The sequence below is a fragment of the Paenibacillus sp. Soil750 genome (assembly GCF_001428045.1).
GTDB lineage: Bacteria > Bacillota > Bacilli > Paenibacillales > NBRC-103111 > Paenibacillus_E > Paenibacillus_E allorhizoplanae.
In genome coordinates, this window is the sequence record NZ_LMSD01000040.1 from 117,531 (window position 1) to 134,047 (window position 16,517).

Genomic DNA, 16,517 nt, shown 5'->3' on the forward strand with positions numbered 1-16,517 from the left:
AGGTTAAACGTTCACTTCCGCCGCGTACCCCTTCGGGTGCTTCTGGTGCCAGTTCCACGCACTCTCAATGATCGCTTCCAAGGAATCCAAAGCTGGTTTCCAGCCGAGCTCCGCTCTTGCACGCTCCGAGGAGGCAATCAGCGTCGCCGGGTCGCCCGCTCTACGAGGCTCAACAACCGCAGGAATCGCATGGCCTGTTACTTTGCGCGCGATATCGATCACTTGCTTCACGGAGAAGCCTGTGCCATTGCCAAGGTTATAAATGTTACTGTCCGCACCACTGCGCAGCTTCTCTACCGCAAGCACGTGTGCGCTCGCTAGATCGCTAACGTGAATGTAGTCACGAACACAAGTGCCGTCTTCTGTCGCATAATCCTCGCCAAAAATCGAGATGTGCGCTCTTTGACCTAGCGCTACTTGCAAAATAATCGGAATCAGATGCGTTTCCGGGCTGTGGTCTTCCCCGATTTTGCCACCTGCATGGGCTCCAGCAGCATTGAAGTAGCGCAGCGACACGTATTTGATACCATGAGCGGTATCGAACCATTTCATCATTTTTTCCATCGCCAGCTTCGTCTCGCCGTACGTATTCGTTGGCAAGGTACGATCGCTTTCAAGGATCGGGATGTTCTCAGGCTCGCCATATGTGGCAGCTGTCGAGGAGAACACGATGCGTTTCACGCCATATTGCGTCATTTTTTCAAGTAAACAAAGGGTTCCGTACACGTTATTATGATAATATTTTGCCGGATTGGTCATGCTCTCACCAACGAGGGAATTTGCTGCAAAATGAATAATGGCATCGATATTATTTTCTGTAAAAACTGTATCCATGAACTCGCCGTCGCGCAGATCGCCAACGTAAAGCTTACCGCCAAGCACCGCGTCCTTGTGTCCTTGCTGCAGATTATCAACGATAACGACTTCTTCACCTTTGGCTAGAAGCTCTGCTACCGCATGTGATCCAATATACCCCGCTCCACCTGTAACTAGAATTGCCATTTTACAACGCCTCCTCAAGTTGCTCTACACCATTGCCAATATCGCAAACATAGAAGCTCGGTGTAAGCCCTGTAATGCCCGTATACTCTGCGCCTACTTGGTCGATGAACGTCTGAACGCTGTCTTCATGCACTAAGGAAACCGTACAACCACCGAAGCCTGCGCCCGTCATCCGAGCACCGAGTACACCCGGCACCTTCAACGCTGCTGCAACCATGGTATCGAGCTCCAAGCCTGTTACTTCATACAAATCACGAAGCGAATCGTGGGAACCGATCATCAGCTTACCGAAGGACTCCAGGTCATTCTTCTCAAGTACTTCGATGGATTTCAAAACACGATCAATCTCTTCAACAACATGCTCCGCTCTACGGCGAACCGTTTCGTCAGGGATCAGATGTTTATATTCGTTAAACTGCTCAAGGTTCAGTTGACCAAGCAGCGTGATGTCTGGGAATTGCTTTTGCAAGTAAGTAACCGCCTGCTCGCATTGGCTTCTTCTCTCGTTGTAAGCGGAGTCGACGAGACCTCTGCGTTTGTTCGTGTTGCCGATCACAAGCTTATAACTGCCGCTTTGAAAAGGAACATGACGATACTCGAGCGTATCGCACATCAACAAGATCGCATTGTCTTTCTTGCCATTCGCTACAGCGAATTGGTCCATGATGCCGCAATTCACGCCAACGAATTGATTCTCTGTTTCTTGTGCGAGCAGCGCGATTTTGACGGTATCGATTGGGTATTTTTCTAGTGTCAGTAAGCTGAAGGCTGTAACAACCTCGATCGAAGCTGAGGAAGAAAGCCCTGCACCATTTGGAATTTCACCGTGGAACAAAAGGTCATAACCTTGCGTCACTGGGAATCCTGCTTTCGCTAAGTGAACGAAGATGCCTTTCGGATAATTGATCCAATCATCCTCTTCTTGGTAGGACAAGTCGTCCATGGAAATTTGTTTACGAAGTGCCAAATTCGTAGATGCAAAGCCGATCACGCGATCTTGTCTTGGACGAATGATCAAGGTCGTTCCGAACGTTAGAGCTGCCGGGAATACATAACCGCCGTTGTAATCCGTATGCTCGCCGATCAAATTCACTCGACCAGGAGCGTGAAATGCTGAGATTTTTGCAGCTGTTTCTCCGTAAACTTCAATAAACGTGTCTTTAAGTGCTTGCAAATCTGCCATGTGTGGCACCGCCTTTAGTGGTATTGGTATGTTTGCTTGGTTGTTGTTAGAAATGATGTTTGTGTAAGTTTGTAGCTTAAGTATAAGAGATATGCCATGGATTGGCTATGGAGGCATGTTATTTCAACATGGAAAAATGTGATTTACAGATTCCGTTTCATGTTAGATGTATGATACAGTGGAAGGAACGAATGGACTTCGAACGGAGATGAGAAAACGCCATGGATAAGCCAGAGAGCTATTATGTCGTATCGAACCCCCTTCCTGCTGGGGAGAGCGATTTCACGGTATTATTCGCAGGGGAAAGCCAGACCAAGCCTGAACATCGGCTGGGACCGAAAGTATATGACTACTACTTAATTCATTATGTCATATCGGGTCGCGGCGTATTCTCTTCACATGGAGAAGAGTATGCCATTGGCGCTGGCGACAGCTTCGTGATAGAGCCTGAACAGTTGATTAGCTACGTCTCCGATGAGCTCGATCCGTGGCATTATTGTTGGATCGCCTTTACAGGCGTGCAAGCGGCAAAGCTCGTTGCTGAGGCGGGCCTCACGCCTGCGAACCCCATCATCCATATCGCGCGCAACCGGCATATGCCTGTGCTTTTTCGCCAGATCCAGCACGCGCTCAAATCCAAGAAATCCAACGCGCAGCTCAAAGCGACGGGCTACCTTAACTTGTTGCTCGGCGAGTACTGTGAAGCCATGTCTGCCCCCGTGGCAACAGGAATGGTCACCGAAGACGAGAGCGACCGCATCGTACAGCAAGCGATTCACTACTTGTCCACGCAATATGCGGAGCCTATTACGATTGAAATGATGGCTGAAAGTCTGGGCTATAATCGCGCCTATTTATCGCGCATGTTTAAGCGGCACACCAAGGTGACGCCGGTAACGTTCCTGCTCAAGCTGCGCGTGGACAAAGCACGCTTGCTGCTGCGGGAACGGCTGGAGCTCACGATTGAGCAGATCGCAGCATCAGTAGGCTTCTATGACCCGTTGTACTTCTCTAAGCAGTTCAGGCGTTGGTATGGTGTCTCGCCGAGTGAGTATCGGAATCAGATCAAATCTCTCTGATTCACCGTACGTAAAGCTAACCTAGTTCTTTCGTTACAAAGTCTACCAGTATCGATTGCAAGCCTTCTGGATTGCTAATCATCGGTAAATGTCCGGTATCCAAACTTCGTACAGATTGCGGGGAAAGGTTTGAGATCATCTTATCTTGTAAGGAAGGACTGAACTCTTTATCCTTAGTTAGTTTCACAAACAGCTTTGGTACATCGAGAAAGGGCACATTGACTCGATCGGTATATACGCGTACGGCCTCGGGAATGAATCCTTTTACGATCTCCATAGCTTGATAAGGTGAGAGGTCGTTGCACAATCCCGAGCGGATGGAAGACTCTGGTGGTCTCGTACCTAGGGTACGCAGGATAATTGACATCAGAATCCTCTGGGGAAACGGCAAAACGGACAAAAAAGAACCACCCCGCTTCGGAATTGCTGCTCCTACAGCGACAATCCCCACCAATCGATCAGTGATTAAGGATGCCAGTCTAAGAGCAAGAACGCCTCCAAGTGAATGTGCAACAATTACAATGTTGTGAGTCCCCCATTCATCCACTTGTCTTTTCATATGTGTCACATAATCCTCCAAAGAAAGATGGCTTCTAGCATCAAAGGAACTTTTCCTCAGAGGAAACTGGGCAAATAAGCAAGGATGTTCTAAATTATCCGCAACTTTACTCCAAACCTGCCCTTCCAAGCCTGCCCCATTGACGAATACGAAACCTATTTTATCTCGTGAATTCTTATCCACATTGATCAAGCCCCCATTGGTTGTAGCTTTAGATTACTTATTGGATAATAATATCAAGTAAACAAGACAATTCATGTCTTATTTATAGCGTATTATGAAATAAACGATTACAAATGAGGTGGATCTTTGCAAAAGTCACAGCGTCTCATCCAAATGATTATGAGGATTAACGCCAAACCCTATTTCACCGTCAGGGAATTGGCCGATGAATTCGGTCTGTCCACTCGAACGATTACAAGAGATCTGCTAGAGTTAAGCGAACTCGGTGTTCCCGTATACTCCATTCAAGGGAGAGGAGGAGGCTTTAGGCTACTCCAAGAAAGACTTTTGCCACCAATCAGCTTTACAGAGGGTGAAGCGCTCTCCCTATTTTTTGCATGTCAAACGATGGATTATTTTAGCTCTTTACCTTTTGGGGAGGGGGCAGACTCCGCACTTCATAAGTTTTATCATTATTTACCTGGAGATATAAAGGAGCAAATCGACCGACTAAAGAACAGAATCATGTTCTGGAACCCTTATCGATTGATGTCAGCAGAAATTCTTCAAACTCTCCTAAAAGCTATAATGATCGGTAGTGTAGTCAATATCGCGTACAAATCCAGCAGCGGTGTATCAGAGAGGAATATTCAACCGATTGGTCTGTATGCTAGTTCGGGTTATTGGTATTGTCCCGCCTATTGCTTTACTAAAGAAGACATAAGGCAGTTCAGAGCTGATCGAATCCTTTCCGCTACACTGAACGAACGAATTGCTTGCCGGGAGGACATCAACCAGAAGACTTTACTGGATAAGCCTACTAAGGATGATCGGGAACAAATTACACTCGAAATTGAGATGACTAGTAAAGGGGTGTGGCTGTTGGAATCGAACCCGCGGTTTAATCCATTCATACAGCACAATAAAGATGGAAGCGCATCCCTAACGATGGAAATAGCGGTAGAGGACATTCATTTCTACATGGATTTGATTTGGCAATTCGGGGATGAGGTTAAAGTGGTGACCCCCACTGCGGCCACGGCATACATCCGTCAAAAAATTGAATCGATGCGATTACTTTATTTTCAATGAACTTTACTAGCGGTAACGTGTAAATCATCCATGTATTTTGAAAATAAACAGCGGCAGCCTCGGACTTCAGTTTCTCGTCCATGGCTGCCGCTATTTCTTGTCTCGGAAAATGAAATAATTAACCAAACAATAACCTAGAATGAGAAAACCTCTATCGAGGCCATTCTAAGATGAGCGACCGCGTTTAGATGAAGGTTTTATCGCCAAATAGAAAGACGTTTTCGGGAACCGAAAACTTATACTTTCTATTGTGGTAAAAAAATAAAAATAAAACCGAACCTTTTTCCGATTGAGAGACAATATAGGGTGTAAGCTAACTCAGGAGGGCCCTCCGGATGCAAAATGAATTCATGTACCAATTACTTATAAAAATGAAAGATGGTGATCAACAGGCGTTTCACGCGATGTACGATGCCACCTATCAAGACATCTACCGAACTCTCTCCTTTCTGGTGGATCATCAACAGGATCGAGAAGATGTCATGAATGAGATCTATATGCAAATGTGGACCTCACTTGCTAACTACGATACAAACCGTCCTTTCCACTTTTGGCTGCACGGCTTGGTCATTCGTCAGGTGCAGAGATTTCGGGTCAAGAGCTGGCGGAGATTCCGAATTTTCGAACGCATCCGTGCCTTCTCGCGGGAAGAGCCTCATTGGGATCAACATACTGCTTTAATGGATGAGACGAACCACATGATATCACAGTCCATGCGAAAACTAACCGATAAACAGCGGGCAGTGATTATCTTTCGTTTTTATCACGACTATACGCTTGAGGAAATTGCAACTCTGCTCGATATTCCGCTGGGTACAGTCAAGTCCAGATATCATGCTGCGCTCCAGGCGCTTCGAAAAAACATATGGAATCTCCCTCAGGAAAGGATGGAACAGATCAATGACTATTGAACGCAAAATCCGTGAGCATCTACACAATGAAGCAGACAAGATGGCGTGTCCCCCGGCCATTTCCAAACGAATCGAACAATCCTATTCTGACTATTTTCAACTAAAAAGGAGCAAAAAAAACATGAAAAAACGACTAATTGGTGGACTCGTTGCTGCTGCACTTTTGATTCCGACCGCAGCATTCGCGGCCCCTACCCTAATTGAAATGCTTACTAGAACACCAATGACTGTTGAACAAGTTAAAATAGATAAGGTTGGCCATGCAACACTCGAGAAGCTGTATAGCGCCTTTCCCGAAACAAAATCGTTTGAGATTATCGAGGCAAGCCACGTTCAAGGTGTTCAAACAAGCATCATACTCCAGGAAAAAGGTGGAACTGGCAAAAAGTTCATCCTACATACAAACAGTCGTACAGGTAAGATTGAACACGTGAATCAAGAGAATTGGGAGCCTAAGGACAAGCCACTCATTGCTTTGACCGATCAAGAAATTAAGGGCAAGGTAGACTATCTCATTAGTAACCTATATGGTCACATCGAAGAGTACGAGTTTGCTATGGAGCAAATGGAGAATCCTGATCAGAAGACGTTCGTGTTGAATTACTCTAAAAAGGGATCAAAAACACCGTTTTATCAGGTATTTGTTCAAGGCAACACAATCAGTCTTTCTCTCATAGAAGGTGAAGCTACAACTTCAGATACGAAGGTAGAAGGTTTTTTCTCTAAAGATGGTAAGCCTGATCATTTTGCTGATGCCTACTTAAATGATGAAAAACTGCTTTCATTACTACAAATTAGCCCAACAGAATTAAAAGAAGAATTAGCAAAAGGTAAATCTGTTGTGGACATTGCAGCAGCTAAACAAATCTCTAAACAACAAGTGATTGATGTCATTGCACAAACGCAAGCCGGTTTACAAATGCAAGGTGAAACCAATGGTAATGTTCCTAAAAACAATGCTTCAATTGAACAAATGTCAAAAGCTATTGAACCAAAAGTATCACAAGTGATTGAACACAAAACTGAAACACCATTGAAGAAATAACAAGTCTCAATAACCTCAACTCGCAATAATGACCCGCAAGAGTGGCATTTTTATAAATGTCACTCTTGCGGGTCATTTGTGTTTTAAAAAGAGCCTTCCTTCGTCTAAGCACTAAGATAATCCTTTATTTCTCTTGAGCATTTGCTGCCAAATACGCGATAATAGCATGATTAACCTGCGCCAACCTGCTCTCGGCAGTTTCCAAAAGCGCCTCCAACAACCCGACTGAACCTTGATGGATCGCTGTTTGAAGCTCATCAGCCGTATGACTGAGCGGCGTTGCTCCGATGTTGGAAGCCACGCCTTTCAGCGTATGAGCAAGCATCAGCGCTTCGGGATAGTCTATGTTCGCGATCGCCTCTCGTATCTCATCTATGGCGTTCACGTGATTCGCAGCAAACTTGTGCAAAATCCGCTCGTAGAGGTTCGCATTTTGTCCCAAGCGCCCTAGTGCCTCCGCCGCGTTCAAGGCAGGCAGCGCCTCGATTTGCTTCGCTGCTGCGACTTCAGCATACCCTCTCCCACGCGAGCTCTGAATCGTTCGCTGTAAGACGCTAAATAGCTGAATAGGTTCGAACGGCTTGGAAATATACGCATCCATGCCCGCTTCCAGGACCTGCTCCTTGACTCCCTGCATAGCATCAGCAGTCATCGCGATAATCGGCGTCTCTTGATCGAAATCCCTAATATTTCTCGTCGCCTCAAAGCCGTCCATGAGCGGCATCTGCAAATCCATCAAAATGGCATCATACCGCTTAGTAGCTACACGTTTCAACGCTTCGATGCCATTCTCTGCTACGTCTACATGAATGTCCATTTCTTGAAGAATGGCTTGTGCCACCTGTTGGTTAATTTCATTGTCTTCCACCAGCAAGACCTCCGTGTTACGGAGCATGTGCAGTTTCTTGGTTTCACTCTCACCCTGTGGCGATGCGATCTTCATCTGTAGCTGCTCTTGGAACAAGTTCGTTATTTGGTTATATAATTGAGACTGGCTCATTGGATAGTAGAGCACTTTTTTCACGGACGCCGACTGAGATTTCAGCTGAAGCTCCGATTCATGATACGAACTGATCAGTACGATCACTTGCACAGGTGTCGCATATTCCAGCTTTATTTTCTCCGCCAAGGCTTGCGCCTTCTCATCCTGAAGCTTCCAATCGATCATAACCAGATCATATCGGCCGCTGGAACTAATTTGTTCCAATGCACTTTGGGCAGAATCTACGTCATTAACAATGAATTGGAACTGTTCCAGTTGACTCTTCAGAACAAGACGCATTTCTTCGTCATCGCAAATAAGAAGCACACGCAGAAATTTTAAATAGGAAGCTACTGGCGCACTGAACAAGTGCTCAGAACCTACTTCGAACCTTACTGTGAAGATGAAGGAACTCCCCCTTCCCAGCTCGCTCTCGACATGAATCTCCCCTTGCATCAACTCTACAATACTCTTGCTGATCACTAGACCAAGACCTGTTCCCCCATATTTGCGGGTCGTTGACATATCGGCTTGTGTGAATCCGTGGAACAATAATGCTTGCTGCGCAGGTGTCATCCCAATGCCTGTATCTCTTACTTCGAAGCGAAGTGAAACCCCACTGTCATCTTGTGAAGAAACAATTACCGCAATCGTAATTTCACCTTCATCCGTAAATTTCAAAGCGTTATTCACCAAATTAAGTAAAACTTGATTCAATCGAAACGGATCACCATTCAAAACCTGAGGAACTTCATGGTGGATGGAGAAATGCAGCTTTAACCCCTTCTCATACAGTGAAAATCCAATGATATTCGATATATTGCTCATAATTTCATACAAATCAAAATCGATGCGCTCCAGCACAATCTTCTTTGCTTCAATTTTCGAGAAATCGAGAATATCACTGATGATCGTCAGCAAGCTTTTGGCCGAAAGAACCGTCTTCCCGACGTAATCCTTCTGCCGCTCCGTGAGATCCGTTTGCTGCAGCAAATAATTCAATCCGAGGATAGCGTTCATCGGTGTGCGGATTTCATGGCTCATATTCGCCAAGAATTCACTCTTCGCCCGGTTAGCAGATTCAGCGGACTCTTTAGCGTCAGCAAGAAGCAGATTCTTGTTTTCCAGCTCAGATGTACGTTCCTCCACCAACACTTCAAGATGGTCTTTGTACTGATTCAGCGTCTCTTCGGCCTGCTTACGTTGGGTAATATCGACACCCGCAAAGATAACGCCGCCCACTTCTCCAGTTTCTGTCCAAATCAAGTTATTGCTCCACCCGTAAAGGCGCTCTTCACCTAATTTATCTACGATGAGCGATTCAAAATAATCCGACAAAGCTTCGCCATTCATGAATTCTTGGTAGCGCCCTTTTCGCATTTCAAAAAGATGCTCAGGACCACAAACTTCAAACCAATCCTTACATAAGGCATCCTTTTCCTCATAACCTAGCACCGAGTAACCCTTACGGTTCAACATGTCAATTTTACCATCTCGGTCCAAAACGACAATCATGACATCAATGAGATCGAGATAGCTCTGGGCCTTCTCTTTCTCCTTCATCAACTTCTGTTCGCCTTTCCTCCGCACGGATCGAGTCTGCAAGGCAAGAGCAACCCCAATGGCAATCGCCACGATCGTAAATATGCTCGCCATCCAAAGTACTAACTCACGCTGATTGGATGTGCGATCTACATCTCTTTGGGTTCCCATCAAATTGTAATCAATCCACTTCTGTAAGCTTGCGTCAGCTTGCTCTCGACTCGGTGTGAGCATGTCCAGCAAGCTCTTCCCCCTGATATAATCACCAGATTGGACGGCATCTATGATAAGCTGACCTTTCTGCAAGTAATCTATCGCATTATCCGACACTTCTATATAAATCTCTCTTTCACTTTCAGAGTTGATGAAGGACTCATAGCCTCGATACTTCTCATCAAACTGTCGGCGGACATTCTGATATGAGGTAATCACGTTAAGAAGGGTATTCTTATCCGTTTCAAGCAACATTTTATGCAAAAGAACTCTTTCCTGTGTAATGAGCTCTTGCATCTCTACAATTCTAGCAATACTCGGCATCCAATTCGTCTTGACGTGGTCAAGAGTCCCCTTCAGAGCGAACATTTGGTAGAAGTTTGTTCCAATAACTGCTATTAGTAAAGCTATGATGATGATAAAGGTCCACATCGACCTCACCAAAGTAATCGCTTTCATTGTGACTCACCCCTCTTAGCCGATTATAACATAATGTCTATGTTTCTAGTGAAAAAGGCCAATCAGAATTTCCTGACTGACCTCCTAAATACCTAGCTATTTATGTGAATATAGCTGATTAGACCTACAACTAGCGAGTTTTAAAGCGAGAAAGCGATTCTTGTAACTCTTGCGCCATATGACTTAAATCCTCTGCAGAGGCAGATATTTCTTCCATTGCCGCGAGCTGCTTCTCCGAACCTTTTGAGATACCTTGACCATGCTCATGAGACGCCTTCGTCATGTAGACAATCTCGCTCATGGACGCTGATACTTCCTCTGTTCCTGCCGACATTTCTTGCGATGCTGCGGATACCTCTTGGATTTGATCTGAGATTTCTTCGAACGCAACCGTCACACGATTAAAGACTTGACCTGCTGCATCAATCAGATCGGAACCTTTCTCCACGTCCTTGACACCATTGTTCATCGCTTGTACCGCTCTTGCTGTCGATGATTGGACTTCACGGATCAATTGGGAGATATCCTTTGCTGACGAGGACGACTGCTCTGCAAGCTTCTTCACTTCATTCGCTACCACAGCGAAGCCGCGACCTTGCTCGCCAGCACGTGCCGCCTCGATCGAAGCATTCAGCGATAGCAGTTGGGTTTGGTTCGTAATTTCGGTAATGACCGAAACGATTTCCCCAATCTTTTGCGAGTAGGCTTCGAGTGCTCTCATATCTTCGGCCGATTTGCCAACCGACTCATTAATGAACTTCATCTGTTCAACGGCTTGCGTGATAGCAACACGGCCTTGCTGCACTTCCATCATCGACGTATGAGAGGCTTCCGTCACAACAGAGGAAGATTCGGCAATTCGCTGAACGCCTACCGCCATTTCACCCATCGCAATCGACGTTTGCTCGGCTCCCATCAGTTGACCCTCACTCGCATTGAATACTTCTTGCATAGACTCGACGATGCGATTGGAAATGCCAACAGATTCCGTCGCCGCAGCCGTAAGCTCCTCCGATGATGCACCTAGCTGCTCTGCGGTAAAACTGGCTTTACCGACGATATCCGAGAAGGAATCTAACATCAGATTCATATTCACAGCTAGTTGGCCAAGTTCATCACTGCGATTGATCGTAAGTCGTGGGGTCAAGTCCCCCGCCGCCATCTTCTTCACAGCTTCTGTAATCGCCAGCACTGGTTTCGTTGTCGCCGTAGATACCAGCAGCGCAATAGTAGCTACAACAATCGTCGTGATCACAGCCAGCCATATGGATACATGCGTTGCCGTTGTTACGGCGCCAAATACTTCATCATCCACCACATTTGTAATTAGGCGCCAGCCAGTTGATGGAATCGTATCGAAGCTGATTTCTCTCGCCACACCATCATCACCTGTAAAATTGATCGTCCCACTTTTTTCTTTCAAAACTGTTTCTTGTAATTTCGCTGCTTCCGACTTCGGAAGCACATCCACTATATTTTTTCCAGCTAGTTCTTTGCTCGGATACGTTAACAGTCCACCACTAGGGGACATTAAATATCCATAACCAGTTTCGCCTAACTGAATCGTATCGGTGTATACATTGAGGTTACTAGTCGTCAGAGGAGTGAAAATCCCGCCAATAAAATTCTGCTTCTCATCGAGCATCGGGACAAATAAAACAATGATGTTATTCCCACTTGTCTTACTGACGAGGAGATCCGTACTCACCGGCTGCTTCGTTTGTTTGGCTTGCTTGATGTAATCACGATCGGATACAGAAATTTTCTGTCCTGCTGAAGTTAGCGCCATTTCATCTTTATTCACATAAACGTACTGTTCGACGTCTTTGTTGGCTTGTTCGAATTTGAGGAGTGTTTTGATGATTTCCTTCTCATTCCCACTCTTGATCTCCTCATACTTCAGCATTTCTTTCAGAATGGAGATTTGACGCTGAATGGAGTAATCGATGGCCGTAACATTCGCTTTCAGAATACTCTCTTCCTTGGAGTGAACTTCATCATTCACCACATTTTTTAAATAGTAGGATGAAAAAACGGTACTAAATAACATCGGTACCAACGCGATAACTAGAAACATTATCGTCATTCTTGCTCTGAACGAAGTAAAGGAGACTGCCTTCACCCACCCTTGTACATTCATTCCTCGTTGCGTATTCATTTTCTCTTACTCCTCCTATATGCTAATTGCTTCTCTTTAGTTGGTCACACCAAATTTGTCTCCACCAAAAACTGGTATTTAAGAAATTCAGACTCACTTCGACATTTTCCTTCAAAATACGACATTAACAGACTGACTGCTTCCCCCCCCTAACTTTTCGTATCCAGCTATCACTACAATTTTAAGGCCCCACCTACCAAATAACTGGAAAAACTCCATCTATATTTCCTTTTTTTCACCCCAAATTCAATTTAAACGGAAAATATGTAGTTAATTCTTACAGAAACACCCCAATTGACAATTCAGCTCCGAAATAGCTGTATTATTTACAGTTAATCGAAATAAATTGAGCATTAGCGCTAAATTAGCTGTATGAAATCCAGTTATTCTATTCGGGTTGTACGAGGTTCGGGTTCGAGTTCGGGGTTCCTCGACCTACTTAATTGGTAAAAAAAAGCACCATCCCAGGATTACTCCCATGATGGTGCTTCTTTATCAATCTATCTCTTGCCTGGATCGTACGGCTCACCCAGTGCGGACGGTGCTTTCGCGCGGCCCACGGCTCCTGCCAATACCAGGATTGTCAGTACGTAAGGCAGCATGTAGAGGAATTCCTGCGGAATGCTTTTGGAGAAATCGAACAACCGCATGAAATTGTTGAGCGCTTGCGCCATCCCGAAGAATACCGCGGCGCCCAATGCGCCAAATGGATGCCATTTGCCGAAAATCATCGCGGCCATCGCAATAAAGCCTTGACCCGAGATCGTGTTATGCGAGAACGCACTCGTTGTCGTTAGCGTAATCGTTGCCCCGCCGAGACCGCCGAGCAGACCGCTGATCAGTACAGCGAGATAACGGATACGTTTTACTTTAATCCCAACCGTATCCGCAGCGCTCGGATGTTCACCAACGGCACGCAGGCGTAGGCCGAACGGTGTTTTGAACAGTACATACCACGTCACGAAGACTAGTATTAACGCAATATACGTTGTCGGATAAGCTGTAAAGAGTGCATACCCGATATAAGGAATCTTGGAAAGAAGCGGAATTTCCCATTTGGAGAATACATCATTCAGGGTTTCGGTTTGACCCGCGCCGTTGAACAATACTTTCACCAAGTACAACGTTACGCCCGCTGCCAAGAAGTTGATCACAACACCACTGATAACTTGATTAGCTTTGAACGAAATCGTCGCAACCGCATGAATCAAGGCGAAGATCAGAGCGAATAGCAGCGCGCACAAGAGTCCTATCCACGGGGACCAAACGCCCATGTTCGCCTCTTCCGCATAGTAAGCGCCAACCGCGGAAGCGAATGCGCCGGAAACCATCAGACCCTCGATACCGATATTGACGATACCGGAACGCTCCGAGTAAATACCGCCTAAAGCCCCGAAGATTAGCGCTGTGGAATACACCAGCGTTGTATTAATAAGTTCACTGAATTTCGTGAAGAACGCGTTAAGCATACTGAGCAGGTCCATATTACGAAGCCCTCTCTTTCTTGCGTTTGCCGTAGAACGGGATCAGTACCCATTTGACAATACCTTGGGTAGCAACGAAGAAAATCACCGATCCGATGACAATACGGATAATTTCTGGTGGTACATCTGCACCAAAGCTCATCCCCGCAGATCCATAAGATAAGCCGCCGAAAAGGACAGCGCCCAGCACAACGCCTATCGGATTGTTGGCCCCAAGCAAGGATACTGCGATACCGTCAAACCCATACCCCGGCGTTCCTGCCGCAACGACCTGATAATGGAATACACCGAGAACCTCGAATACGCCAGCAAGTCCAGCAAATACTCCAGAGATAAACATCGCCTTGATGATGTTCTTATTCACGTTCATGCCCGCATACTTAGCGGCATCGATATTATGCCCTACGGCACGCAGTTCGTAACCTTGCTTCGTTTTCCAAAGAATCAAGTAGAAGACGACCGCGGCCAGAATGGCAATCAAGGTCCCCCAGTGGAGCCTCGCATGGTTCATCGCTTCCGACAACCAGCCGATACTGAGTGAAGCCGAGTCTTGAATCATATAAGAACGTTGCTGCTTCGGCTCAAGAAGGAAGGTGTTCACGATATAATTGGACAAGAACAACGAGATCCAGTTCAACATGATCGTGGTGATTACTTCGTTTACGCCTCGTTTCGCTTTTAAATAACCTGCAATAGCTCCCCATAATCCACCGATCAATGCGCCTACAATCACTGCAAGGGGAGCATGAATGATCCATGGCAAGCCATGGATTTTGACACCAATAAAAGTAGCCCCCGTCATCCCCATCACGAACTGCCCTTCCGCACCAATATTGAACAACCCTGTACGGAAAGCGAAGGCAACGGATAATCCGGTTAAAATAAGTGGCGTAATCGCCCGAATCGACTCCCCGATATCGTACGGACTTCCCAATATCCGAGAGAACAGTGACCCATACGCAGCAATCGGATTGTAACCGCCAGCCAGCATGACAAGCGCTCCGAATAGCAGCCCCAGCACGATCGCTACAAGGGGATTGACCGCTGATTCACTTGTAAAAACGCGAACAATTTTATTCATGAAGGGCTCCTTTCTCCGTACGCTTACTGCCCGCCATCAGCAGACCGATCTCTTGGTCGTTCGTATCCTGCGGCATCACTTCGCCCACAATCTGTCCTTCGTAGATAACGGCAATTCGATCGGAAACATTCATAATTTCATCCAACTCAAAAGAAATCAACAGAACGGCTTTCCCTTTGTTCCGCTGCTCAATCAGCATCCGATGAACGAATTCAATCGCACCAACATCCAAACCACGCGTCGGCTGCGCCGCAATCAATAAATTGGGATTCTTATGTATTTCCCTTGCAATAATCGCCTTTTGCTGATTACCCCCAGATAAGGAGCGTGCCTTGTTGTAAATACTCGGTGTGCGCACATCGAACTGCTTAATCAACGCCTCCGCATGCTTATCGATGACGTCATAATTCAAGAAGCCGCCTTTGTTATACGCAGGGTGGAAATATGTTTCGAGCACCATATTTTCACTCATTGTAAAATCAAGCACAAGCCCGTGTTTATGTCGATCCTCAGGGATATGTGACAATCCGGCCTCCGAAATTTCTCTCGGCGTCTGGTTCGTAATATCGCTGCCCATGAGCAGCACTGTCCCGCCATCTACGGTACGCAAGCCCGTCAATGCTTCGATCAGTTCACTCTGACCGTTGCCATCTACACCCGCGATACCAAGAATTTCCCCAGCCTTCACTTCAAAATTAAGCCCTTTGAGCGAGGCTAATCCTTGTTGATTACGCACCATTAAATCTTGCACCTGGAGAACAGGCTCCCCAAGTTTTACGGCTGCCTTGTTCACTTTAAAAGAGACATCGCGTCCAACCATTTTCTCGGCCAGTATTTGCGGATTCGCTTGTGCGCATGCCAAGGTATCAATCACTTTACCACGACGAATAATCGTCACTGTATCGGCGATCTCCATAATTTCTTTCAACTTATGTGTAATGAGAATAATGGACTTGCCCTCTTTTACAAGGTTACGCATAATGACCATCAATTCACTAATCTCTTGCGGCGTTAGTACAGCTGTAGGCTCATCAAAAATTAAAATATCAGCGCCGCGATACAGCGTTTTCAATATTTCGACACGCTGCTGCATACCGACTGAAATATCTTCAATTTTGGCTTTTGGATCCACACGTAAACCATATTGCTCAGATAGCTTGCGCACTTTATCTTGCGCTGTTCGAATATCCACATTCATACCACGTTTGGGTTCCATCCCCAAAATGATATTTTCAGTTACTGTAAACGGTTGTACCAACTTGAAATGTTGATGCACCATCCCGATGCCAAGCTCAATCGCTCGATTGGGACTGTCGATAAAAACCTCGTTGCCTTGTACATGAATACTACCTTCGTCCGGCTGATATAAACCGAACACAATGTTCATCAGTGTTGATTTTCCAGCACCATTTTCACCAAGCAAGGCATGAATTTCGCCTTTTCTCAACTTCAGGCTAATGGCATCATTAGCAACAATGCCTGGAAAACGTTTCGTAATGTTGCGAAGTTCAACAACTGGGACTGCTTCACTCATAAGATCACCCTAATGATCAATTTTTTGTTCT

At 45.8% G+C, this 16,517-nt stretch carries 12 protein-coding genes; 4 read left to right on the top strand and 8 right to left on the bottom strand.

What is annotated here, in order from left to right:
* Positions 1 to 3: 3 nt before the first annotated feature.
* A complete protein-coding gene (gene galE / locus ASL11_RS28020) occupies positions 4 to 1,002 on the bottom strand; it encodes a UDP-glucose 4-epimerase GalE (protein ID WP_056622144.1) in 999 nt (332 codons plus the stop codon).
* A 1-nt stretch (position 1,003) separates the two neighbouring features.
* Positions 1,004 to 2,185 (bottom strand): galactokinase, encoded by a 1,182-nt coding sequence (locus tag ASL11_RS28025; protein WP_056622146.1) that lies wholly within the window; start codon positions 2,183 to 2,185, stop codon positions 1,004 to 1,006.
* A 221-nt stretch (positions 2,186 to 2,406) separates the two neighbouring features.
* Between ASL11_RS28025 and ASL11_RS28030 the strand changes: the two genes are divergently transcribed.
* On the top strand, positions 2,407 to 3,264 hold the full coding sequence (locus ASL11_RS28030; protein ID WP_056622149.1) for an AraC family transcriptional regulator: 858 nt from the start codon (positions 2,407 to 2,409) through the stop codon (positions 3,262 to 3,264).
* A 16-nt stretch (positions 3,265 to 3,280) separates the two neighbouring features.
* Here ASL11_RS28030 and ASL11_RS28035 read toward each other — a convergent pair whose 3' ends face one another.
* Positions 3,281 to 4,006, bottom strand: a complete 726-nt coding sequence (locus tag ASL11_RS28035) for an alpha/beta fold hydrolase (RefSeq protein WP_056622150.1) — start codon at positions 4,004 to 4,006, stop codon at positions 3,281 to 3,283.
* Positions 4,007 to 4,132: 126 nt separating this feature from the next.
* Between ASL11_RS28035 and ASL11_RS28040 the strand changes: the two genes are divergently transcribed.
* The 3 genes from ASL11_RS28040 to ASL11_RS28050 all read left to right on the top strand — a co-directional run bounded on the left by ASL11_RS28040 (position 4,133) and on the right by ASL11_RS28050 (position 7,033).
* Positions 4,133 to 5,077, top strand: a complete 945-nt coding sequence (locus tag ASL11_RS28040; protein ID WP_056622152.1) for a helix-turn-helix transcriptional regulator — start codon at positions 4,133 to 4,135, stop codon at positions 5,075 to 5,077.
* A gap of 335 nt (positions 5,078 to 5,412) precedes the next feature.
* Positions 5,413 to 5,988, top strand: coding sequence for a sigma-70 family RNA polymerase sigma factor (locus tag ASL11_RS28045; RefSeq protein WP_056622154.1), 576 nt, complete (start codon positions 5,413 to 5,415; stop codon positions 5,986 to 5,988).
* Positions 5,978 to 7,033: a hypothetical protein gene (locus tag ASL11_RS28050; protein ID WP_200962487.1), complete on the top strand. Its 1,056-nt coding sequence runs from the start codon at positions 5,978 to 5,980 to the stop codon at positions 7,031 to 7,033. Before ASL11_RS28045 ends, ASL11_RS28050 begins: the two co-directional genes overlap by 11 nt.
* Before the next feature lie 124 nt (positions 7,034 to 7,157).
* Here the strand turns inward: ASL11_RS28050 and ASL11_RS28055 are convergent, their stop codons facing one another.
* The 5 genes from ASL11_RS28055 to ASL11_RS28075 all read right to left on the bottom strand — a co-directional run bounded on the left by ASL11_RS28055 (position 7,158) and on the right by ASL11_RS28075 (position 16,486).
* Positions 7,158 to 10,229, bottom strand: a complete 3,072-nt coding sequence (locus tag ASL11_RS28055) for a response regulator (RefSeq protein ID WP_056622155.1) — start codon at positions 10,227 to 10,229, stop codon at positions 7,158 to 7,160.
* 130 nt (positions 10,230 to 10,359) lie between these two features.
* The gene (locus ASL11_RS28060; protein WP_056622157.1) at positions 10,360 to 12,387 is read right to left on the bottom strand and encodes a methyl-accepting chemotaxis protein; all 2,028 of its coding nucleotides are present in this window, start codon (positions 12,385 to 12,387) and stop codon (positions 10,360 to 10,362) included.
* Between the two features lie 500 nt (positions 12,388 to 12,887).
* Positions 12,888 to 13,871: an ABC transporter permease gene (locus tag ASL11_RS28065; RefSeq protein ID WP_056622159.1), complete on the bottom strand. Its 984-nt coding sequence runs from the start codon at positions 13,869 to 13,871 to the stop codon at positions 12,888 to 12,890.
* A 1-nt stretch (position 13,872) separates the two neighbouring features.
* Complete coding sequence (locus tag ASL11_RS28070; protein WP_056622161.1) at positions 13,873 to 14,952, bottom strand: ABC transporter permease; 1,080 nt, start codon at positions 14,950 to 14,952, stop codon at positions 13,873 to 13,875.
* A complete protein-coding gene (locus ASL11_RS28075; protein ID WP_056622163.1) occupies positions 14,945 to 16,486 on the bottom strand; it encodes an ABC transporter ATP-binding protein in 1,542 nt (513 codons plus the stop codon). Before ASL11_RS28075 ends, ASL11_RS28070 begins: the two co-directional genes overlap by 8 nt.
* Positions 16,487 to 16,517 lie beyond the last annotated feature (31 nt).